This is a genomic window from Streptomyces sp. NPDC001056 (assembly GCF_053598955.1).
Window position 1 is genome coordinate 80,707 of sequence record NZ_JBSFLI010000017.1, and the last position, 20,001, is coordinate 100,707.

Consider the following 20,001-nt stretch of genomic DNA (forward strand, 5'->3'; position numbering starts at 1 on the left):
GCGCACAGAAGCGGACAGGACCCTTGGCAATCATCTCTACGGCGGACGACCTGCTCGACAGCGACGTCTACATCGACCTGGACCACACGCTCGGCATCCCGCTGCACCTCAAGTGCGAGGGTTTCAACTTCGCGGGCTCCGTGAAGCTCAGGGCCGCCGCGTCCATGGTCGCCTCCGGCCTGCGGAACGGTCTGATCGACGAAGGCTCCACCCTCGTCGAGTCCTCCTCGGGCAACCTCGGCGTGGCGCTGAGCATCGTCGCGGCGGCGCGGTCGATCCCCTTCGTCTGTGTCACCGACCCCAAGTGCAACCCGGCGACGGTCAAGCTGATGCGGGTGCTCGGCAGCGAGGTCGTGGTGGCGGACAGCCCCGACGCGAGCGGCAGCTACCTCTCCGCGCGCAAGGCCCTCGTACGCGAGCTGTGCGAGCACAACACCGGCTACGTATGGCTCAACCAGTACGAGAACCCGGCCAACTGGCTCGCCCACTACGAGAACACCGCGCCGCTGATAGCGAAACAGTTCCCCGGTCTCGACGTGCTCTTCGTCGGCGTGGGGACCGGCGGGACGCTCAGCGGCTGTGCCGAGTACTTCCGGGAGAACCGGCCGGGGGTGCGCATCGTCGCGGTGGACACCGTGGGCTCGGTCAACTTCGGTCTGACCGCGGGCCCCCGCCATCTGCCCGGGCTCGGCGCCAGCGAACCCATGCCCTTCGTGCACCGGGACCTGGTCCACGACGTGGTCCGGGTGCCGGAACAGGAGGCGGTACGGATGTGCCGACGACTGGCCCGGCACGGATTCCTCCTCGGCGGCTCCACCGGGACCGTCGTCAGCGGCGCCGCCGGGTGGCTGGCCGAGCACGACCCGGGCCGCTCGCTGAACGCGGTGGCCATCTCCGCCGACCTGGGCGATCGCTACATCGAAACGGTTTACGACGACGCGTGGGTCCAGGACACCTACGGCGACCTCCACATGGAACGGGAAGACAGCAATGGCTGAGCAACAGGCCGGACCCCCGGGATTCTCCGTCGTCCCGGGCGAGGCCGTCCACCGAAGCCTGGCGGGACGCCGGGCGGAGATCATCGACCTGGTCGAGGACGCCTACCGGCTCCACGGCGAGGGGCAGACCGTGAACCCGCCGTCCTACTTCCTCCGTTTCCCCGACCGGCCCACCGCCCGCATCATCGCGCTGCCGGCCTCGGTCGGCGGCGAGGTCGGCGTGGACGGCATCAAGTGGATCTCCAGCTTTCCCGCCAACCTCGACCTGGGCATTCCGCGCGCCTCGGCGCTGCTGCTGCTCAACGACCCGCGCACCGGTTACCCGTACGCCTGTCTCGAAGGGTCGATCATCAGCGCGGTGCGCACCGCCGCGTCGGCCGCGTCCGCCGCCCGCCGACTGGCCGAGCAGCGCGGCACTCCGCGCCGCGTCGGCTTCTTCGGCACCGGGCTCATCGCCCGGTTCGTCCAGGACTACCTGTCCGAACTGGGCTGGCGGATGGACGAGTTCGGGGTCTTCGACCTCAGTACCGAGTACGCCGCCTCCTTCGCCGGCCAGGTCCTCGGACCGACCGGCAGGCCGGTGCGGGTGCACCCGGACGCCGAGTCCCTGGTGCGCTCCTCGGACCTGATCGTGTTCGCGACCACCGCGGCCACCCCGCACGTGGTCGATCCCTCCTGGTTCGACCACAACCCCCTGGTGCTGCATGTCTCGCTGCGCGACCTGGGCACCGAGGTCGTGCTGCGCAGCGCCAACGTCGTCGACGACGTCGAGCACGTGCTGAAGGCCGACACCTCCGTGCACCTGGCCGAACAGCGCACCGGCAACCGCGACTTCCTGGACGCCACGCTGTACGACGTCCTCGCCGGCAGGTTCACGGCGCCCGCCGACCGGCCCGTGGTCTTCTCGCCGTTCGGCCTGGGCGTGCTGGACCTCGTCGTCGGCGCCCATGTGCACCGGCTGGCCACCGCCGCGGGCGACACCGTCCCGATCGACGGCTTCTTCCACGAGCTGGACCGCCACCAGAGCGCGGGTGCCTCATGAGCGCGCCCCTGGTGCCGGCGGACCTGCCGCTCGCCCCCGGCGCCGCGGACCGGGCCCGCAGGCTGGGCCTGGGCCGGGACGGCGGCCGCTTCGACACCGCGTCCGGGGTGCTGGCGACGGTGGCCCGCACCGCGGCGACGACGCCGGACCGCACCGCGGTCGTCGACGGTGAGTCCGTCCTGACGTACGCCCGGCTGCTCACCCGCGTGGACCGGTTCCGCACGGTGCTCAGCGCGGCCGGCTGCACGGTCGGCACGGTCGTCGCGGCGGTCGGCGACCGCTCGGCCGACACGATCGCGGCGTTCCTCGCCCTCGAAAGCCTCGGCGCCGTCTATCTGCCCGTCGCCCCTGACTGGCCGGCCCAGCGGGTCGGCGCGGTGCTGGCGCGCGGCGGGGCCGACCTGCTGCTCGACTACTCCGGCGACCCGGGAGGCGGCGGTCCGCGCGGCCGTACGGCCGTGAAGGCGGCGGCCGAGCTGGGTACCGCGGTGGTCGAAGCGCCCGGCGGCGACGCTTCCGTGTCCGGTGCACGGACGGCCGCCGCGTTCGCCCACGACGCCCCGGACCGCTCGCGAGAGCCCCGCTACTGCATCTTCACCTCCGGGACCACCGGGCGGCCCAAGGGTGCTTCGGTGGAGCACCGGGGCATGATGAACCACCTCTGGGTCAAGGTCGAGGACCTCGGCCTGACGGAGGCGGACCGGCTGGCCTTCACCGCTCCGCTGGTCTTCGACATCTCTATCTGGCAGATGCTGGCCCCGCTCCTCGTCGGCGGCACCGTCGTCGTGGTGCGCGAGCCGGAGCTGGCCTTCCCGCGGCGCCTGACGAACGTCCTGGAGCGGTCCGGCGTCACCGTCGTCGAACTCGTGCCGACCGTCGTCGGGTGGATCACCGACCAGGCCGAGCGCCGCACCGGCGTGACCCTGCCCGCGCTGCGCTGGCTGATCTCGACGGGCGAGGAACTGCACACCGGACTCGCCGCCCGATTCCTGGCCGCGGCCCCTCACGTCCGGCTGCTCAACGCCTACGGCCCCACGGAGTGTTCGGACGACATCACCCACCACGAGGTGACCGCCCGGGACACCGCCCGCTCCCGGCTCCCGGTCGGCGCGCCGGTCACCGGCGCCCGTCTCTACCTCCTCGTCCGCGAGGACGGCGGACGGTGGCGGGCCGCCGACCCCGGCGAACCGGGTGAACTGTTCGTCGGCGGAGTGGTCGTCGGACTCGGTTACGTCAACGACCCCGACAACAACGCGGCCGCGTTCTTCACCGACCCCTTCGACGAGGACTCGCCCACCGGGCGGCTGTACCGCACGGGCGACCTGGCGCGCTTCGAGGACGGCGTCGTCCACTACCTGGGGCGCGTGGACCGGCAGGTCAAGGTCGCCGGAGTGCGCATGGAGCTGGACGAGATCGAGATCGTCCTGCGGCGCCACCCCGCGGTGGACGAGTGCGCCGTCGTGGTGCCCGTCGTCGACGGGCGGCCCGAACTCGCCGCCTGCTACACGCTGCTGCGTCCCGTCCCGGCCGAGGAACTGAGGGCCTATCTGGCCGGCTCGCTCCCCGAGGCCATGGTGCCGCGCCGGCTCACCGAGCTCGACGCGCTGCCGCTGACCCAGAACGGCAAGACCAACCACCGTGCGCTGCGCCAGCTGACGCAGGACGGCACAACCCCGGCAAAGGTGTGACATGGCAAGCGAGAACACGATCCCGGTAGCGGCTGCCGACGCTCCCACCGCCCCTGAGGTGACCGTCGACGACCTGCCCACCCACGCCCGGCTGCTGCTCGGGCTGTCCCGGCTGCGGCTGAGCGAGGCCGACGTCGCGGAGATCCGCGCCCTCGCGGCCCGCCCCGACCAGGACTGGGGCGCCTTCCTGGAGGCCGCCGCCTGGCACAAGATGCTGCCCCTGATCGGCCGGCACGTCGACCGGCACCGCCTGGACCGCAAGGCCGGGGACTCCCCGGGCTTCCCCTACGCCTGGGTGTTCGTCGGCGCCTACCTGAGCAACCGCGCCCGCAACCAGGCCCTCGCCGACGAGTTCGGCCGCGTCTTCGCCGAACTCAGCGCCGCAGGACTGCGGTTCGCGGTCCGTAAGGGCTTCTCCCTCGGCGAGGGCGAGTACCACGACCCGGCGCTGCGCCGCATCGCGGACCTCGACGTCCTGCTGGCCCGCGACGACGCGCCCGCCGCCCACGAGGTCCTCACCCGGCTCGGCTACCTCCAGGGCGAGGTCGCCGAGGACGGCGAGCGCATCGAACCGTACAGCCGCCAGACCCAGCTGTTCTGGAAGCTGAACCTCAGCAACCAGCTGCCGTACCGCAAGCCCGGCGGCCGCCCCGACATCACCGACTTCAACGTCGACATCTGCCATGACATCTTCCAGAAGAAGAGCGGCGTCTCCGTCGCCGCCGAGGAACTGCTCGACCGGGCCGTGCCCGCCGTGCTGTGCGGGGTCCCCGCCTGGGTCCCGGCCCCGGACGACCGGCTGCTCGACCTGTGCTCCCACCTCCACAAGGAGGCGGTGAGCCTGCACTTCTTCGAGAACAGACAGGACCTCCAGCTCAGCAAGTTCCTCGATCTGAGCCTGGTGGCCGGGGCCACCGACGACGACGCCTGGGAGCGGTTCCTGGAGCGGGTCCGCCACGTCGGCGCGGAGGCGATCGTCTACTACGCGCTGCACTTCACCGCCGTGCTGTACCCGCGGTCCGTGCCCGCATGGGTGCTCGACGAGGTGCGCCCGGACGACACCGACTACCTGGAGCAGTACGGCTCTCTCGACGGGCAGACCGCCCGCTGGCAGCAAAGCTTCCTCGCCCGTCTCTTCGACCCCGGCCGGCACACCGCGGGCACCGCCTCGAATGTGCCGCTCCGGTGACCGGCCGCGGCGCGCGGGCCGGTGAGCCGGGGCTGCTCGTCCTGAAGGTCGGCGGCAGCCTCCTCTCCGACAAACGGCACACCGGCGAGACCGACTACACGGCGATCGACGACTACGCCGGACTGCTCGCGGACCTGGTCGCCGCCTTCCCCGGCCGGGTGGTCCTGGTGACCGGAGGCGGAGCGCTCTGCCACCCGGTCGGGCTGCGGATCAAGGCGGCCGCGGACGACCCGTACGCCGCCGTCGCCCTGACCGAACCGGCGTTCCTGATGCGCTGGGCCTGGACGACCCGGCTGCGCGCCAGGGGCGTGCGGGCCGTTCCGCTCCAGGTCACCTCCATGCTCGAAGAGCGGCCCGACGGCACCTGGGCCTCCCACACCGCGGTCGTCGGCCGGCTGCTCGCCCAGGGCGCGCTGCCCGTGCTGTCCAGCGACTGCTACCTCACCGCCGAGGGCACCCTGCGCATCCTCAGCAGCGACGACGTACCCGCGGTCCTGCTGGGACCGGGCCTCGGGCCGGTCCGGGTGGTGGCACTCACCGATGTCGACGGCATCCACACCGCGGGCCCCGGCTCCCCGGTGCTCGACCACCTCGATCCGGACGACCTGCCGGCCGCCCGTGCCCTGTTCTGGACGGACGCGTGGGACGCCACCGGTGCCATGGAGGGCAAGGTCGAGGCGCTGGCCGACTCCGCCCGGCGCGGCGCCGAGTGCGTCATCACCCGCGGCGACCGCACGGCGACGGACCTCAGACATCTGTTCGCCCCGCTGCCGGACTGGCCGCACGACGCCCCGCGCACGCTGATCTCGCGGCGCCCCCCGAGCGGTACCCCCTCCTCGCCCGCCCTCTTCCTGGAGAACGCCCCATGACCACCGCGCCCGACCGCCGGGACCGGGTCGTCCTACTGAACCCGGGTCCGGTCAATGTGCACGACCGGGTCCGCGCGGCCATCGCCTCGCCCGACGAGTGCCACCGCGAACCGGAGGCCCAGCAGCTCCTGGTCACCGTGGCCGGCAAGATCGCCGAGGTGTGCGGCGGCGGAAGCTCGCACACCGCCGTGCTGCTCACGGGCTCGGGCACGGCGGCCCTGGAGGCGGTCGTCAGTTCCGTCGTGCCGGCCGACGGACGGCTCCTCGTCCTCGACAACGGCCACTACGGCGAACGGCTGCTGCGCATCGCCCGCGTCCACGGCATCGACGTGGACCACCTCGACTTCGGGTGGGCCAATCCGATCCTGCCCGAGGCGGTCGACCGCTTTCTGGGCGAGAACCCCGGCGTCACGCACATCGGCGTGGTCCACCACGAGACCAGCACCGGCATGCTCAACCCCGTACGGGAGCTGGGCGCCGTCGTCGCCCGGCACGGCCGGTCCCTGATCGTCGACGCCATCAGCAGCCTGGGCGCCGAGGCGCTCGACGTCGTCGCCGACCACGTCGACTGGTGCGTCGGCACCGCGAACAAGTGCCTGGAGGGACTGCCCGGGATCAGCTTCGTCTGCGCCCCGCGGGAACGGTTCGCCGCGCTGGAGCCGCTGCCCGCACGCACCTTCTATCTCGACCTGTTCGCGGGCTACCGCGCCCAGGTCCTGGACCGCAGCCCCCAGTTCACCCCGGCGCTCCAGGTCCTGCACGCCCTCGACACCGCCCTGGACCTGACCCTGGAGGAGGGCGTGACCGCCCGCGGCCGCCGTTACGCGGACCGGGCCCGGGAGATCCGCGAAGGCCTCGAACAGCGCGGCATCGAGCTGCTCCTGCCCCCGCGCCACCGGGCCGGCTCGATCACCAACGCCCACCTCTCGGGCGGCCTGACGTACGACGAGCTCCACGACGGGCTCAAGGAGCGCGGCTACGTGATCTACGCCACCCAGGCGAAGTCCGCCGGAGTGTTCCGGCTGGCCAACATGGGCCAGCTCACCGCGGCCGACATCGCCGGCTTCTTCGCCGCGTTCGACGACGTCCTGAGAAAGCACCAGACCGAGACAGAGGAGTGGTGAACCGGTGACAACCGACAACTCCCGAGCCGTTGCCCCGATTCACCTGGCCATCGTGGGCGGCGGACCCACCTGCACCTACGTGCTGGAACGGCTCGCCGCCCTGGTACGTGCGGGCGACCGGCCCGTGCCCCTGGAGATCGTGATCTACGACCTCTCGGGCGAGTTCGGTCCCGGGCAGGTGCACAGCCCCGACCAGACCAGGACCAGCTATCTCAACCGGGTCGCGGGCCAGGTGGCGTTCGCCGCCGACGAGAGCGTCGTCGAGGCCGGCCCCCTGCTCACGGCCGACGAGCGGCCCACCTTCCTGCAGTGGTGCCGCAGGATGTTCCGGGAGACCGGCGACGCACGCTTCGATCTGGTCGCCGAGGACTGGCCCAAGCGCTATCTGCACGGCCTCGCCCTGAAGGACCAGTTCACCCAGTACGTCGACATCCTGCGGGCGGCCGAGGGCGTCACGGTGACGCTCAAGCGGTCCGAGGTGGTGGACCTGGAGGAGCGCGGCGAGCGATTCGGGATCCTCACCGCCGACGGAGCGACGCCGTACGAGGCGGACTACGTCCTCATGCTCACCGGTCACTCCTCCAACCGGCCCGAGCTCGACCCCACGCAGGCCGCCTGGGCCGACTTCACCGGCCGGCACCAGGCCCATCTGGTCCCGAACGCCTACCCGTTGGAGCGCTCCCTCGACCCGGCCCGCACCGGCCCCGGGACCACCGTGGCCTGTCTGGGCATGGGGCTCACCGGTATCGACGTCCTGCTGTACCTCACCGAGGGCAGGGGCGGCTCCTTCGAACGGGGCGCGGACGGCCGGCTGGAGTACCGGCCGTGCGGACAGGAGCCCGACTCCGTCGTCGCCTTCAGCCGCTCCGGACTGTTCACCTTCGCGCGCCCGTACAACGAGAAGGAACGCGACATCGCGACCCTGGAGTACAAGGGCACGTTCCTCACCACGGACGCCGTGGCCCGACTGCGCGCCACGGTGGGCGTGCCCAACGTCATCGGCGGCCACGAGAAGCGCCAGCTCGACTTCGAGGCACACGTCTTCCCGCTGATCCTGCTGGAGATGTCGCTGATCTACTACGGCACCCTGTACGGCACCGGGTTCCGTGCGGCGGCCGTCCGGGCGGCCCGGCCGGCGTACGAGAAGTTCCTCGCGGACGCCGACGCGTTCGCCGACCACCAGGAGGCATCCGCGTTCCTGCTCACCCCGCTGGAGGAGCTGGCGCGGTCCGCCGCCGCCCGGGTGGACGAGGCGCTGGCGGGCCGTACGGCCCCGACCGGCGCACCCCAGGACGGGCAGCCGCCGCTCGCAGGCCTGCTCGGTTCCTTCCTCACCGTGGTCTACGGCGCCGACCAGGCCGCCGAACTGCTCGAACTCGCCGACGGCCCCGAGCGGTTCGCGGCGGCCGTGGCCGCCGCCGAGTCCCCGTGGCAGCACGCCACGCGCGCCGCCGAACACCGCTTCTCCTGGGAGCGGACGATCGCCCCCGTCCCCCGCAGCGGCTACGCGGACGCCGAGGCGTACGTCGAGGCCTTCCTCGACTTCCTCGACGTGGACATCCGCTGGGCGGCCCAGGGCAATCTGAGCAACCCGGCGAAGGCCGCCGCCGACGCGGCCTGGCGCGACCTCCGCGGTGTGGTGATCGACGCCGTCGACTTCGGCGGCCTGCGCGCCTCCTCGCACCGCACCTTCCTCGGCGTGTACACCCCGCACCACAACCGGCTCTGCCAGGGCGCCTCGGTCGAAGCCATGGAGAAGGTGACCGCGCTCATCCGCTCCGGCCACGTCGACATCTCGGCCGGCCCCGGCGCCCGCGTCGAAACCGACGAGGACAGCGGCCGGTTCCGGGTGAGCGGACCGGTGACCGGCACCGAACGGCAGGCCGACGTGCTGGTGGACGCCCGCGTGCACTCCTTCGACGCGGAGCGCGACGTGATGCCGATCTACCCCAACCTGCTGCGCCGCGGACTGGTGCGGAAATGGACCAACCCCGGTGTCGCGGAACCCGACTTCGTCCCCGGAGGCCTGGACCTGACCCCTGAGTTCCACCCGGTGCGGGCGAATGGCACCGTCGAGTCGCGGATCACCTTCCTGGGCCCGCCCAGCGAAGGTGTGATGTACCACCAGATCGGCGCTCTCCGTCCGAACAAGGACCACCACGTCATCCGGGACATCCTGTGCTGGATCAACGCGTTCATGCCGCAGGAGGCCCCTGTCGGCACGGAGAAGAAGGACATCGAAAGGACCCCGGCATGAGCAACACCCCTGACAACGCCCCGGAGTACGGCGGCATCGACATCCCGGAGCGGCTGAAGGAGATCACCGCGGCGCACGAGCGGATGCGCGCCGCGGCGGCCGGACTCACCGAGCAGGACGCCCGCGGGGCGATCGAACTGCCCGGCTGGACCCGGGGCCACGTCCTGATCCATCTGGCGGACCTCTCCCGGGCCTTCGCCCGGCAGGCCCGGTACGCCGTCGAGGGCCGCACCATCGAGGTGTACGACGGCGGCCGGCCCACCCGCGACCGGCGCATCGAGGAACTGCACGACCGCCCCGTGGAATGGCTGCGCGAGCAGCTGGAGGAGGGCCTGACCGCCCTGGAGGAGGCGTGGGCGGCGCTCGGTCCCGACGGCTGGGACCTGCCCTGCTCGTACCGCGACTCGACGCTGTTCGCGACACAGTTGGCGTGGTGGCGGGAGACCGGACTGCACGAGGTCGACCTCGCCGCGGGCCACCGCTCCGAGGACTGGAGCGCCGCGCTCTCGGCCTACGTCGTCGCCTTCCTGCAGCCCCGGCTGCCCGAAGGCACCGTCCTCGTCTCCGAGGACACCGGGCAGGAATGGCGCAAGGGAACGGGTGACGGCGCAGAGGTCCGTGGCTCCCTGCGCTCGCTGGCCGCCTGGATCTCGGGCCGCCCCCACTGCGCGCCGCCCACCACGACAGCCGCCGCTCTGCCCGAACTGAACGCCTGGCCGTAACCGGCCCGTGCCGCGCGTCCGTCGGGGCGCGTCCGTCGGGGCGCGCGGCACCCGTACCCCCGGAAGTGAGTTCACGTCATGACCGTCACCCAGACCGACCCGGCACCGGCCGGGCAGCTGGAAACCCCGGCACAGCAGCTTGTCCGGGCCTTTGCCGAGCGGGGGTTCACCCACTTCACCGGGGTGCCCTGTTCGCTGCTCAAGGGCGTGTTCAAGGTGCTCGAAGGCAAGGAGGCACCACTCGCCGACGGCCTCACCTATCTGCCGGCGCCGCGCGAGGACTCCGCACTCGGCGTCGCCTCGGGTCTCGCCGCCGCCGGAGCCAGGCCGGTGGTCCTCATGCAGAACTCCGGTCTCGGCTACTCGCTGAACGTGCTGACGTCGCTGAACCTCATCTACGACCTGCATGTGCCGTTGATCGTCAGCTGGCGCGGCCATGACGGCAACGACGCGGTGGAGCACGACGTGATCGGCCGTGAACTGACCAATCTCCTGGACGTGTTCGACCTGAAGCACACGGTCTTCGATGCGGAGAAGCCCTACGCCTCCGTCGACCGGTGTCTGGCGAAGGCCGAGGACGGCCGGTTCACGCCCGTCCTCATCGTGAAGGAAGGGATCTGAGCGTGTTCGGCATCCAGGACGCGATCCGCGCGGTCACCGAGAAGTACCCCGCCTCGCTGTACGTGTCGACCTGTGGGTTCATCACCCGCGACCTCTACAACATCGCCGACCGGCCCCAGAACCTCTACCTGGTCGGCTCCATGGGCATGGCCGCCCCCGTCGGTCTCGGCGTGGCCCTGGCCCGCCCCGACAAGCACGTCGTGGTCCTCGACGGCGACGGCTCCTTCGCGATGAACCTCAGCGTGCTGCCGATGATCGCCGAGCACGCCCCCGACCTGGTCCACGTGGTGCTCGACAACGGCCTGCACGAGAGCACCGGCGGCCAGCGCCCGGTCCGCGTCGGCGACCCCGTCGCTCTCGCCCTCGCCGCGGGCTACCCGGCCGCGTACGGCGTCGACTCGGCCGAGGGCCTGGCGGCCGCGCGGCCCGAGCGCGGTGCCACGTCCCTGCTGCACGTGCGGTGCGCCCCGCGCGGCGCGCAGGCCGGGCGGCGCGTTCGGTGGACCCCGCAGCAGGTGGTCGAGCGCTTCCGCGCCGAAGCCGTCGCCTGACCCCCGGCACGAAAGGAACACGCGTCATGGAAGAGACGACCACGGCCCTGGAGCCGGCGGTCCGGGAGATCCTGCTGCCCCTCCTCGGCCCGTCCGCGGACCCCGGCGCCATCGGCCCCGACACCGACCTGTGGCAGGCCGGCCTGGACTCGCTGGGCAGCGTGTCCCTGATGGCGGGGCTGGAGGACACCTTCGACATCGAGTTCCCCGACGCCCTGCTCACCCGGGAGACCTTCTCGACCGTCGGCCGGATCGTCGCGGCGGTCGACAGCCTGGTGCGGTCATGACCTTGAACCTGCGCGAGCTGCCCCGGCGTTCGTCGAAGCTGGTGGACCTGAACCTCCTGAAGATCAGGATCTCCTCCAACCTGCCCGAGTTCGACGCCTACGCGTACTTCTCCCGCGAAGTGCCACCCGAGAAGGCCGACGAACCCGCCGACTACGAGATCCACTGCGTGGACCTCGGCCGGGACGCCTTCGACACGGAGGAACTGCGGGCCCGCGCCGACCGCACGCTGCGGGCCAAGCGGTTCGGGGACGGGTACTACCTGAACCACATCTTCGGCGCCCCCGCCCACCTGATCACCGAGGGACACCGGTCGTACGTCTTCGGACACCGTCTGGAGCGCACGGTCTGGCCCTGCTTCGTCAAGCGGATCCTGACCGACTTCGCCGTCGACCACGGCTATCTCCACCTCAAGGCGGGCGGGTTCACCTTCGACGACGGCAGCGCCACGCTCCTCGTCGGCCCGAACGGCGGCGGCAAGACGGTCTTCCTGACCCAGGCGTGCCGCGCCGGGGCACGATTCCTGACGAACACCCACGTCCTGATACGGGACGGCATCGCCCACGCCGTCCCGTCCTCGGTCCGGATCCGGCGCGACGCGCAGTTCGAAGAGCTGATCGAACAACACCGGCTCACCCCCCATGTGGAGAGCGGCGACCACCTCGCGGCCCCGGAGCTGCTGTTCCCGGGCACACCCGCGGACACCGGCCGGATACGCAACATCGTGATCACCGACCACAATCCGGCCGGTCACCGGGGCTTCGAGCGCATCTCTCCCGACCAGACCGCCCTGTTCCTCGACCAGTTCGCGTCCGCGGTGACCAACTACGGCCTCAAGGACGACCTCCTCGCGCACTTCGGCAGGGACTTCGACACGTTCACGAGCGCGTTGGGCACGATGAGGAGCCGACTGGCCGAACTGGTGGCCGGGGCCCGCTGCTTCCGGGCCAACGTCGACATGCTCGACCCGTCGTGCAGGTCCGAGGTGCTCGCCGCGCTCGCCGCCGGGCCTGCCGGGTGACGCCGCTGGTCGCCCTGGTGGTGCTGCTCGCGGCGGTCACCCACGCGAGCTGGAACGCGATCACCCACCGCGTCAGGAACGAACTGGCCGGACTGACCCTGGTCGGCGTCGGCCGCACCGCGTCGGGAGCGCTCCTCGCGGCATGGGCCCCGCTGCCGGCGGCGGCCGTCTGGCCCTTCCTGATCACCTCCGTCGTCCTGCACGTCGGATACCAGGTGGCGCTGATCCGATCCTTCCGGCTCGGCGACTTCGGCCAGGTGTATCCGATCGCGCGCGGGGTGGCCCCGACCGTGGTGACCCTGTTCGCGACCTTCGTCCTCGGGGAGCGGATGGGCGTCGCGGCCACCACCGGCATGGTCCTGGTGACCCTGAGCCTCGTCGGCCTCGCGCTGTGGGGCGTCCGCGGCCGGTCGCGGCGGGCGCCGCAGTGGCCGGCGATCGCCATGGCGGCCACGACCGGGCTCACCATCGCCGCCTACACCCTCGTCGACGGGGTGGGGGTGCGCACGGCCGGGGCAGCCCTCGGCTACATCGGCTGGCTGATGGTGCTCGACGGCACGGCGATCCCCTTCTACGCCGCGGTACGGCTGCGCGGCGGGCTCGCCGAACGGCTGCGGCCCGTGGCCGTGCCCGGACTGCTGGGCGGGGTGCTGTCGGTCGTGTCGTACGGCCTCGTGCTGTGGGCCCAGACCCGGGCCCCGCTGGCGCCGGTCGCCGTATTGCGAGAGTCCAGTGTGATCGCCGGCGCGGCCATCTCCGTCTTCCTCTTCAAGGAGCGGTTCGGCGGCGCCAGGATCGTCGCCGCGGGCGTCATGATGGCGGGCATCGCCCTGATGCTCGGCACCACCTGAACGGCGCGGCATGGACCGGCTCCGAAGTCGCCGCGCACTCCACATGGTGCGTCACCGAAACAGGTCCACACACAGCAGGTCGGTCGCGTTTCTCGTCCAGAGGAGCGGGACCGCCCCGCCCCTCTGGGCTCACCGTCAGGCGCCCTTCGCAGCCGGCTCCAGAATCGCCACGCACTCCACGTGATGCGTCATCGGAAACAGATCGAACGCCCGCAGCGTCCGCACCCGGTACCCGCCGTCCCGGAAGTACCCCAGGTCCCGGGCCAGGGCCGCCGGGTCGCACGCCACATACGCGATCCGTCGCGCCCGCAGGGAGGCGAGGTGCTTGACCGTGTCCCGGCCGGCGCCCGCACGCGGCGGGTCGAGGACGATCAGGTCGACCTCGGTGATGCCCGTGCGCGGCAGGACGGACTCGACCTTGCCCTGCTCGATACGGACGCGGGGGAAGTCGGCCAGGTTGTGCCGCGCGTCCTCGACCGCGCGCTTGCCGGACTCGATGCCGAGGACCGCGCCCTTGTCGCCGAGGCGGTCGGCGAGGGCGCCGGCGAAGAGGCCGACGCCGCAGTAGAGGTCGAGGGCCATCTCGCCCTTGCGCGGGAGCAGGCCCTGCATCACCGCGGTGACGAGGGTGTCCGCCGCCTTCGGGTGGACCTGCCAGAAGCCGCCGGCCCCGACGCGGTGGGTGCGGCCGTCCGCGCGCTCGCGGACGAAGGGGCGGCCGTGGACGCGGTGCACGCCGCCGGACTTCTCGTCGACCCGAAGGACCGAGACCGGCTTGTCCAGCTCCACCAGCGGGAGGCGGCCACCCGGACGCGGGGTGAGGATCACCTGGCGGTCCTGGGAGCCCGTCGCCGCGATCGCCTCGACCGACTCCATGCCGGTCCAGTCGTGCTTCTCGATGCCCAGCTCGGACACGCCCGGAGCCGCGATCATGCAGTGGTCGATGCGCTCGACCTCGTGCGAGCGGTGGCGGCGCAGGCCCGCGTGGCCCTCGGCGTCGACGGCGTACTGCACCCGGGTGCGCCACTGCGGCACCTCTCCGGCGGGCAGCTTGTCGCCCTCGGCCGGGACCACCGTGCCGTCCCAGCCGGCCTCCTCCGGGGTGAGGCCGGCCAGCCGCCTGAGCTGCTCGGCGAGCACGTCCGCCTTCAGCCGCCGCTGGGCGCCCGGCTTGGCGTGCTGCCAGTCGCAGCCGCCGCAGCGTCCGGGGCCCGCGAAGGGACAGGGGGCCTCGATGCGGTCCTTGGACGCCTCCAGGATGCGTACGGCGTCCGCGCGCAGGAAGCGGGCACCCTCCTCGCCCTCGGTCACCTTCGCCACCACCCGCTCGCCGGGCAGCGCGTGCCGGACGAAGAGGACCTGGCCCTCGGCGGTGCGGGCGATGCAGTGGCCGCCATGGGCGACGGGGCCGATCTCGACCTCGTACTCCTCGCCCACCAGAGACGTGGTCGGTTCTGCCTGCATGGTGGATGACTCCAGAGGATCGAGTTTGAGACAGAGGGACAGCAAACAGGGGACCGCGAAACGCAGACGAGCCGCGGAGACGGGTCCGGGGCGGCGAGCGCAGCCCGGTGGACCGACAACAGCCCACCAGTCTACGGCCTCGCCGCCCCGGCCCCGACCCGCGCTCCCGCGCCGGTCCCGCGTCAGTCCTTCGCCGACGGCGCCTTCGGCCGCTCCCCCGCCGGGCCGCGGCGGACCGCGCCGGGCGCGTTCCACTCCTGGCGCCTGCGGGCCCGGACGCGGGCCACCTCGGAGGAGGCCAGCTGGTAGGGCACGGAGGTGACCATCACGCCGGGCGTGAACAGCAGACGGCCCTTGAGGCGCAGGGCACTCTGGTTGTGCAGCAGGTGCTCGTACCAGTGGCCGACCACGTACTCGGGGATGATCACGGAGACCGCGTCACGCGGGGACTCCTTGCGCAGCCCCTTGACGTACTCGATCACCGGCCGCGTGACCTCGCGGTACGGCGAGTCGAGGACCTTCAGCGGCACGTCGATGCCGCGCCGCTCCCACTCCTCGTGCAGTGCCCTGGTCTCGGCCGGGTCCACGTTGACCGTGAGCGCCTCCAGGCTGTCGGAGCGCATCAGCTTGGCGTAGGCCAGGGCCCGCAGGGTCGGGCGGTGGATCTTGGAGATCAGCACCACGGAGTGCACCCGGGAGGGGCGCACCAGGTCGTCGTCCGGCTCCTCGGGCGCGGCGATCTCCTCGGCGACGCGGTCGTAGTGCTTACGGATCGCGGTCATGGTCGCGTAGAAGATGCACATGCCGAGCAGGGCCACCCACGCGCCGTGCGTGAACTTGGTGACCAGGACGACGACCAGCACCAGACCGGTGAGGAAGGCACCGAAGGTGTTGATCGCGCGCGAGCGCAGCATGTGGCGGCGCTTGGCCTGGTCCTTCTCGACCGAGAGGTGGCGGTTCCAGTGCCGGACCATGCCGGTCTGGCTCAGCGTGAAGGACACGAACACGCCGACGATGTACAGCTGGATCAGACGCGTGGAGTCCGCGCCGTAGATCACGGTGAGCAGCGCGGCGGCGCCGGCGAGCAGCACGATGCCGTTGGAGAAGGCGAGCCGGTCGCCGCGGGTGTGCAGCTGGCGGGGCAGGTAGCGGTCCTGGGCGAGGATCGAGCCGAGCAGCGGGAAGCCGTTGTACGCCGTGTTGGCGGCGAGGAACAGCACCAGCGCGGTCGCGGCCGCCAGCAGGACGAACAGGAAGCTGCCCTTGCCGAAGACGGCCTCGGCGACCTGGGAGATCACCGGGTTCTGGACGTACCCGGAACCGATCGGGTGGCCGTTGTGCAACAGGTCGGTGGCCGGGTTCTCGGCCATGCGGACCTTGGTCGTCATGGCCAGGGCGATGATGCCGCAGAACATGGTGACGGCCAGCAGGCCCATCGCCGCGAGCGTGGCCGCGGCGTTCTTCGACTTGGGCTTGCGGAAGGCCGGGACACCGTTCGAGATGGCCTCGACGCCGGTCAGGGCGGCACAGCCGGAGGAGAAGGCGCGCAGCAGCAGGAAGACCAGCGCGAAGCCCGCGAGGCCCTGGTGCTCGGCTCTGATGTGGTACTCGGCGGTCGGCGCCCGCATGGCGTCGCCGAGCACCAGGCCGCGGAACGCGCCCCACAGGATCATGATGAAGACGCCGCCGACGAACACGTACGTCGGGATCGCGAAGAGCTTCCCGGACTCCTTGACGCCGCGCAGGTTCATCAGCGTCAACAGGACGATGACGGTGGTCGCGCAGAGCACCTTGTGCTCGACCACGAACGGGACGGCCGAGCCGAGGTTCTCGATGCCGGAGGCGATGGAGACCGCGACCGTCAGCACGTAGTCGACGAGCAGGGCGCTCGCGACGGTGAGGCCGGCCTTGGGACCGAGATTGGTCGTCGCCACCTCGTAGTCGCCGCCGCCGCTCGGGTACGCGTGGACGTTCTGGCGGTAGGAGGCGACCACGGTGAACATCAGCACGACGACCGCGACCGCGATCCAGGGGCTGAAGTGGTACGCCGACACGCCCGCGATGGACAGGACCAGCAGAACCTCCCCCGGCGCGTAGGCGACGGAGGACAGCGGGTCGGAGGCGAAGACGGGCAGTGCGATGCGCTTCGGCAGGAGGGTTTCCCCCAGCCGGTCACTGCGCAATGCGCGCCCGATCAGGATCCGTTTGGGCACGTCGGTCAGTTTGGACACGAGAGAGGATCGTAAGCCTTCGAACTGGCAGCCGCCCACCCTGTCCGCAATATCTTCCCCATGGGTGAACTCGGCGGCGGAGTGATGTACGGATTCCGTGGTCCTGACACGGGTCGTGCCTAGATGGCAGACCCCGCCAGTAGCCGACCCGTGGAGGCCCGATGCCGCCCACCGCTGAGCTGATCGGGGCCGTGCTCGCCATGACCGGCCTCGGAATCCTGACCCTGTGCAGCGTGCGCAGCATCACTCGCAGATGAGCGGATGAGGCCGCGCGGCGGGCCCGACCCGGGTACGGGGGTGCCCGCCGGGGGTGATGCGTGTGTAGCTTGGGCGACGGTCTGAGAATCTTTTCAGGCCAAGCCAACGACTCTTGACTTCGGAAGGACGGTCGTGCACATCGTCATCATGGGCTGCGGGCGAGTAGGCTCCGCTCTCGCCCAGACCCTGGAACAACAGGGGCACACGGTCGCCGTGATCGACCAGGACCCGACCGCCTTCCGTCGGCTGGGACCGGGATTCGGGGGCCGCCGGGTCACCGGAGTCGGCTTCGACCAGGACACCCTGCGCGAGGCGGGAATCGAGGAGGCGGGCGCCTTCGCGGCCGTCTCCAGCGGCGACAACTCCAACATCATCTCCGCGCGGGTCGCGCGCGAGATGTTCGGCGTGGAGAACGTGGCCGCCCGCATCTACGACCCCCGGCGCGCCGAGGTCTACCAGCGCCTCGGCATCCCGACCGTGGCCACGGTCCGCTGGACGGCCGACCAGATGCTGCGTCGGCTGCTGCCCTCGGGGGCCGAGCCGCTGTGGCGCGACCCCACCGGCGGGGTGCAGCTCGCCGAGGTGCACACCTCCCCGAAGTGGGTCGGCCACAAGATCAGCAAGTTGCAGGAGGACACGGGCGTGCGGGTCGCGTTCCTGACCCGGCTGGGAGAGGCGATCCTGCCCACCTCCCAGACGGTGTTGCAGGAGGGCGACCTCGTGCACGTGATGATGCGGACGGACGACGTGGAGCAGGTCGAGGCGGCATTCGCCGGGGGCCCGGAAGAGGAGGGCGGTCACTGATGAGGGTCGCCATTGCCGGAGCCGGCGCCGTCGGCCGCTCGATCGCCACCGAGCTGCTGGAGAACGGCCACGAGGTCCTGCTCATCGAGAAGGCCCCGACCGCCATCTCGGTGGAGCGGGTGCCGCAGGCGGAGTGGCTGCTGGCCGACGCCTGCGAGATCACGTCCCTGGACGAGGCGGCGCTGCAGCGCTGCAATGTGGTGATCGCCGCCACCGGTGACGACAAGGTCAACCTGGTGGTGTCGCTGCTCGCCAAGACGGAGTACGGCGTTCCGCGTGTCGTCGCCCGCGTCAACAACCCGAAGAACGAGTGGCTGTTCAACGAGGCGTGGGGCGTGGACGTGGCCGTCTCCACCCCGCGTCTGATGTCCGCCCTGGTCGAGGAGGCGGTGAGCGTCGGCGACCTGGTACGGCTGCTGCGCTTCAGCCACGGCGACGCCAACCTCGTGGAGCTGACGCTGCCCGAGGAGTCGGCCCTGGCCGGCACCCAGGTCGGGGACGTGCACTGGCCCGAGGACACCTCGCTGGTGACCATCATCCGCGGCACCCGGGTGCTGACCCCCTCCCGGGAGGACTCCCTGGAGCCGGGCGACGAGCTGCTCTTCGTGGCGGCGCAGGCCCGGGAGCAGCAGTTGGAGGAGCTGCTGTCGGTGCGGAAGCGGGAAGAGTCCTGACGGCCCGGCCGTGAACGTACGAAGGGCGCCCTTGGTGACAAGGGCGCCCTTCGTCGTCGTGGCGACGCGCTGTGCGTACGGCGGTCACGCCTGCCTGCGGTGCCGGCCCGGCTCGGGGTGGCCGCCCTCGGCGGCCAGCGCGGCCTCGCGCTCCTTCTCGGCCTCGCGCTCCTTCTCGGCCTCGCGCTCCTTCTCGGCCTGCTCCTCGGCCTCCATCTCCGCGAAGACGTCGATGGGCGCGGGCGCCTTGGCGAGGAAGACCCAGGTGAGCCAGACGGCCAGCAGGAAGGGCGGGATCTTCAGGGCCACCAGGACCCAGCCGAGCCGGGTGGTGTCGGACCACCAGTAGAGCGGGAAGAGGATCGCGCACTTGGCGAGCAGGATCAGGCCCCAGGCCCAGCTCGCCTTGGCATACGCCTTCTTGCGGCCCGGGTTGCGGGTACGCCAGGAGAGGTTCTCCTTGAAGACCGGGCCGAGGATCAGGCCGATCAGCGGGACCCCGGCGAGGGTGGTGACGATGTACGCGACGGCCAGGCCCAGCGTGTACAGCATGCCGGGCAGGTAGAAGTCCTTGGCATTGCCGGTGAACATCGCGAACACCACGCCGAAGGCCACACCGAACACACCGCTGAAGGCGTGCTTGACGGTGTCCTTCATGGCGAGCCGGACCACGACCAGCACCAGGGAGACGGCCAGCGCGGCGATCGCCGAGAGGTGCAGGTCCTTGTCGATCGTGAAGATCGCGACGAAGAGCAGGCCCGGCACGACCGTCTCGACCATGCCGCGGACGCCGCCGAAGGCCTCGAACAGCGCCGCCTCCGTCACCGCACGGGCGTCGCCTTCGCCGGACGCGCCGGGCGGGGTCTGGTCGGTGTCTTCGGTCGGCTTGTCGAGGGACGTCACCGGCTACTCCCGTCCGAGGGGTCGCAGTTCGTACTTGGGGTTGAACAGCACCCGGCGGCCCCGGCTCAGCGAGATCCGGCCCGATGCGATCAGCTTGCGCCCTGGTTCTATGCCCACGATGGAACGCCTGCCGAGCCACACCACGTCCAGCGCTGCGGACCCGTCGAACAGCTCGGCCTCCAGGGCCGGGACGCCGGCGCGCGGACGCAGGGTGACCGTGCGCAAGGTACCAGTTACGGTGACGATCTGCCGGTCCTGGCAGTCGCCGATCTTCGTACAACCAGCCGTCTCGGCGTCCTCGCGCAGCTCCTCGGACTCCAGGTCCGCCTGGGACGTGGAGAGCCGGTCGAGCATCCGCCGGAACCGGCCGGCCGGCTTTTCGGAACGAGGAACAGCGCTCATATCTGAAGCGTACCGGGACCCGCGGACAGCGCCGCGTCCCCGTTCAC

At 71.4% G+C, this 20,001-nt stretch carries 19 protein-coding genes; 15 read left to right on the forward strand and 4 right to left on the reverse strand.

What is annotated here, in order from left to right:
* Nucleotides 1-23 precede the first annotated feature (23 nt).
* From sbnA to ACWDD7_RS21000, 13 genes are all read left to right on the forward strand, one after another.
* Complete coding sequence (gene sbnA / locus ACWDD7_RS20940; protein WP_450458439.1) at nt 24-998, forward strand: 2,3-diaminopropionate biosynthesis protein SbnA; 975 nt, start codon at nt 24-26, stop codon at nt 996-998.
* Nucleotides 991-2,040 (forward strand): 2,3-diaminopropionate biosynthesis protein SbnB, encoded by a 1,050-nt coding sequence (gene sbnB, locus ACWDD7_RS20945; protein WP_450458440.1) that lies wholly within the window; start codon nt 991-993, stop codon nt 2,038-2,040. The genes sbnA and sbnB overlap by 8 nt, the downstream gene beginning before the upstream one ends.
* Complete coding sequence (locus ACWDD7_RS20950; RefSeq protein ID WP_450458441.1) at nt 2,037-3,728, forward strand: amino acid adenylation domain-containing protein; 1,692 nt, start codon at nt 2,037-2,039, stop codon at nt 3,726-3,728. The genes sbnB and ACWDD7_RS20950 overlap by 4 nt, the downstream gene beginning before the upstream one ends.
* 1 nt (nt 3,729) lies before the next feature.
* Complete coding sequence (locus ACWDD7_RS20955) at nt 3,730-4,917, forward strand: nucleotidyltransferase domain-containing protein (RefSeq protein WP_450458442.1); 1,188 nt, start codon at nt 3,730-3,732, stop codon at nt 4,915-4,917.
* Nucleotides 4,914-5,786, forward strand: a complete 873-nt coding sequence (locus ACWDD7_RS20960; protein ID WP_450458443.1) for an amino acid kinase family protein — start codon at nt 4,914-4,916, stop codon at nt 5,784-5,786. The genes ACWDD7_RS20955 and ACWDD7_RS20960 overlap by 4 nt, the downstream gene beginning before the upstream one ends.
* Complete coding sequence (locus ACWDD7_RS20965) at nt 5,783-6,910, forward strand: pyridoxal-phosphate-dependent aminotransferase family protein (protein WP_450458444.1); 1,128 nt, start codon at nt 5,783-5,785, stop codon at nt 6,908-6,910. The genes ACWDD7_RS20960 and ACWDD7_RS20965 overlap by 4 nt, the downstream gene beginning before the upstream one ends.
* A 4-nt stretch (nt 6,911-6,914) precedes the next feature.
* The gene (locus ACWDD7_RS20970) at nt 6,915-9,167 is read left to right on the forward strand and encodes an FAD/NAD(P)-binding protein (protein ID WP_450458445.1); all 2,253 of its coding nucleotides are present in this window, start codon (nt 6,915-6,917) and stop codon (nt 9,165-9,167) included.
* The gene (locus tag ACWDD7_RS20975; protein ID WP_450458446.1) at nt 9,164-9,889 is read left to right on the forward strand and encodes a maleylpyruvate isomerase family mycothiol-dependent enzyme; all 726 of its coding nucleotides are present in this window, start codon (nt 9,164-9,166) and stop codon (nt 9,887-9,889) included. Before ACWDD7_RS20970 ends, ACWDD7_RS20975 begins: the two co-directional genes overlap by 4 nt.
* 78 nt (nt 9,890-9,967) lie before the next feature.
* A complete protein-coding gene (locus ACWDD7_RS20980) occupies nt 9,968-10,510 on the forward strand; it encodes a thiamine pyrophosphate-binding protein (protein WP_351864770.1) in 543 nt (180 codons plus the stop codon).
* A gap of 2 nt (nt 10,511-10,512) precedes the next feature.
* The gene (locus ACWDD7_RS20985; protein WP_351864773.1) at nt 10,513-11,061 is read left to right on the forward strand and encodes a thiamine pyrophosphate-dependent enzyme; all 549 of its coding nucleotides are present in this window, start codon (nt 10,513-10,515) and stop codon (nt 11,059-11,061) included.
* Between the two features lie 26 nt (nt 11,062-11,087).
* The gene (locus ACWDD7_RS20990; RefSeq protein ID WP_351864774.1) at nt 11,088-11,348 is read left to right on the forward strand and encodes a phosphopantetheine-binding protein; all 261 of its coding nucleotides are present in this window, start codon (nt 11,088-11,090) and stop codon (nt 11,346-11,348) included.
* The gene (locus ACWDD7_RS20995; RefSeq protein WP_450458448.1) at nt 11,345-12,367 is read left to right on the forward strand and encodes a FomB family phosphonate monophosphate kinase; all 1,023 of its coding nucleotides are present in this window, start codon (nt 11,345-11,347) and stop codon (nt 12,365-12,367) included. Before ACWDD7_RS20990 ends, ACWDD7_RS20995 begins: the two co-directional genes overlap by 4 nt.
* Nucleotides 12,364-13,218, forward strand: a complete 855-nt coding sequence (locus ACWDD7_RS21000; RefSeq protein ID WP_450458449.1) for an EamA family transporter — start codon at nt 12,364-12,366, stop codon at nt 13,216-13,218. The genes ACWDD7_RS20995 and ACWDD7_RS21000 overlap by 4 nt, the downstream gene beginning before the upstream one ends.
* A gap of 135 nt (nt 13,219-13,353) precedes the next feature.
* On the opposite strand, the gene ACWDD7_RS21005 is transcribed toward ACWDD7_RS21000, so the two are convergent.
* Nucleotides 13,354-14,682 carry a class I SAM-dependent RNA methyltransferase gene (locus ACWDD7_RS21005; RefSeq protein WP_450458450.1) on the reverse strand — a complete coding sequence of 443 codons (1,329 nt, stop codon included), beginning with the start codon at nt 14,680-14,682 and terminating at the stop codon, nt 13,354-13,356.
* A 182-nt stretch (nt 14,683-14,864) separates the two neighbouring features.
* The gene (locus tag ACWDD7_RS21010) at nt 14,865-16,913 is read right to left on the reverse strand and encodes an APC family permease (protein WP_392211556.1); all 2,049 of its coding nucleotides are present in this window, start codon (nt 16,911-16,913) and stop codon (nt 14,865-14,867) included.
* 390 nt (nt 16,914-17,303) lie between these two features.
* Between ACWDD7_RS21010 and ACWDD7_RS21015 the strand changes: the two genes are divergently transcribed.
* Both ACWDD7_RS21015 and ACWDD7_RS21020 read left to right on the forward strand, forming a co-directional pair.
* On the forward strand, nt 17,304-17,975 hold the full coding sequence (locus tag ACWDD7_RS21015; protein WP_450458451.1) for an NAD-binding protein: 672 nt from the start codon (nt 17,304-17,306) through the stop codon (nt 17,973-17,975).
* A complete protein-coding gene (locus ACWDD7_RS21020) occupies nt 17,975-18,649 on the forward strand; it encodes a potassium channel family protein (RefSeq protein WP_351864787.1) in 675 nt (224 codons plus the stop codon). The genes ACWDD7_RS21015 and ACWDD7_RS21020 overlap by 1 nt, the downstream gene beginning before the upstream one ends.
* An 84-nt stretch (nt 18,650-18,733) precedes the next feature.
* Here the strand turns inward: ACWDD7_RS21020 and ACWDD7_RS21025 are convergent, their stop codons facing one another.
* Nucleotides 18,734-19,552, reverse strand: a complete 819-nt coding sequence (locus ACWDD7_RS21025; RefSeq protein ID WP_450458452.1) for a DUF3159 domain-containing protein — start codon at nt 19,550-19,552, stop codon at nt 18,734-18,736.
* A gap of 3 nt (nt 19,553-19,555) precedes the next feature.
* Nucleotides 19,556-19,954 (reverse strand): OB-fold nucleic acid binding domain-containing protein, encoded by a 399-nt coding sequence (locus ACWDD7_RS21030; protein ID WP_285553226.1) that lies wholly within the window; start codon nt 19,952-19,954, stop codon nt 19,556-19,558.
* Between the last annotated feature and the right edge of the window lie 47 nt (nt 19,955-20,001).

Coding starts and splice junctions, on each gene's coding strand:
- sbnB (WP_450458440.1), top strand. CDS start 991: ATGGCTGAGCAACAGGCCGGACCCCCGGGATTCTCCGTCGTCCCGGGC.
- ACWDD7_RS20950 (WP_450458441.1), top strand. CDS start 2,037: ATGAGCGCGCCCCTGGTGCCGGCGGACCTGCCGCTCGCCCCCGGCGCC.
- ACWDD7_RS20955 (WP_450458442.1), top strand. CDS start 3,730: ATGGCAAGCGAGAACACGATCCCGGTAGCGGCTGCCGACGCTCCCACC.
- ACWDD7_RS20965 (WP_450458444.1), top strand. CDS start 5,783: ATGACCACCGCGCCCGACCGCCGGGACCGGGTCGTCCTACTGAACCCG.
- ACWDD7_RS20975 (WP_450458446.1), top strand. CDS start 9,164: ATGAGCAACACCCCTGACAACGCCCCGGAGTACGGCGGCATCGACATC.
- ACWDD7_RS20980 (WP_351864770.1), top strand. CDS start 9,968: ATGACCGTCACCCAGACCGACCCGGCACCGGCCGGGCAGCTGGAAACC.
- ACWDD7_RS20990 (WP_351864774.1), top strand. CDS start 11,088: ATGGAAGAGACGACCACGGCCCTGGAGCCGGCGGTCCGGGAGATCCTG.
- ACWDD7_RS20995 (WP_450458448.1), top strand. CDS start 11,345: ATGACCTTGAACCTGCGCGAGCTGCCCCGGCGTTCGTCGAAGCTGGTG.
- ACWDD7_RS21005 (WP_450458450.1), bottom strand. CDS start 14,682: ATGCAGGCAGAACCGACCACGTCTCTGGTGGGCGAGGAGTACGAGGTC.
- ACWDD7_RS21020 (WP_351864787.1), top strand. CDS start 17,975: ATGAGGGTCGCCATTGCCGGAGCCGGCGCCGTCGGCCGCTCGATCGCC.
- ACWDD7_RS21030 (WP_285553226.1), bottom strand. CDS start 19,954: ATGAGCGCTGTTCCTCGTTCCGAAAAGCCGGCCGGCCGGTTCCGGCGG.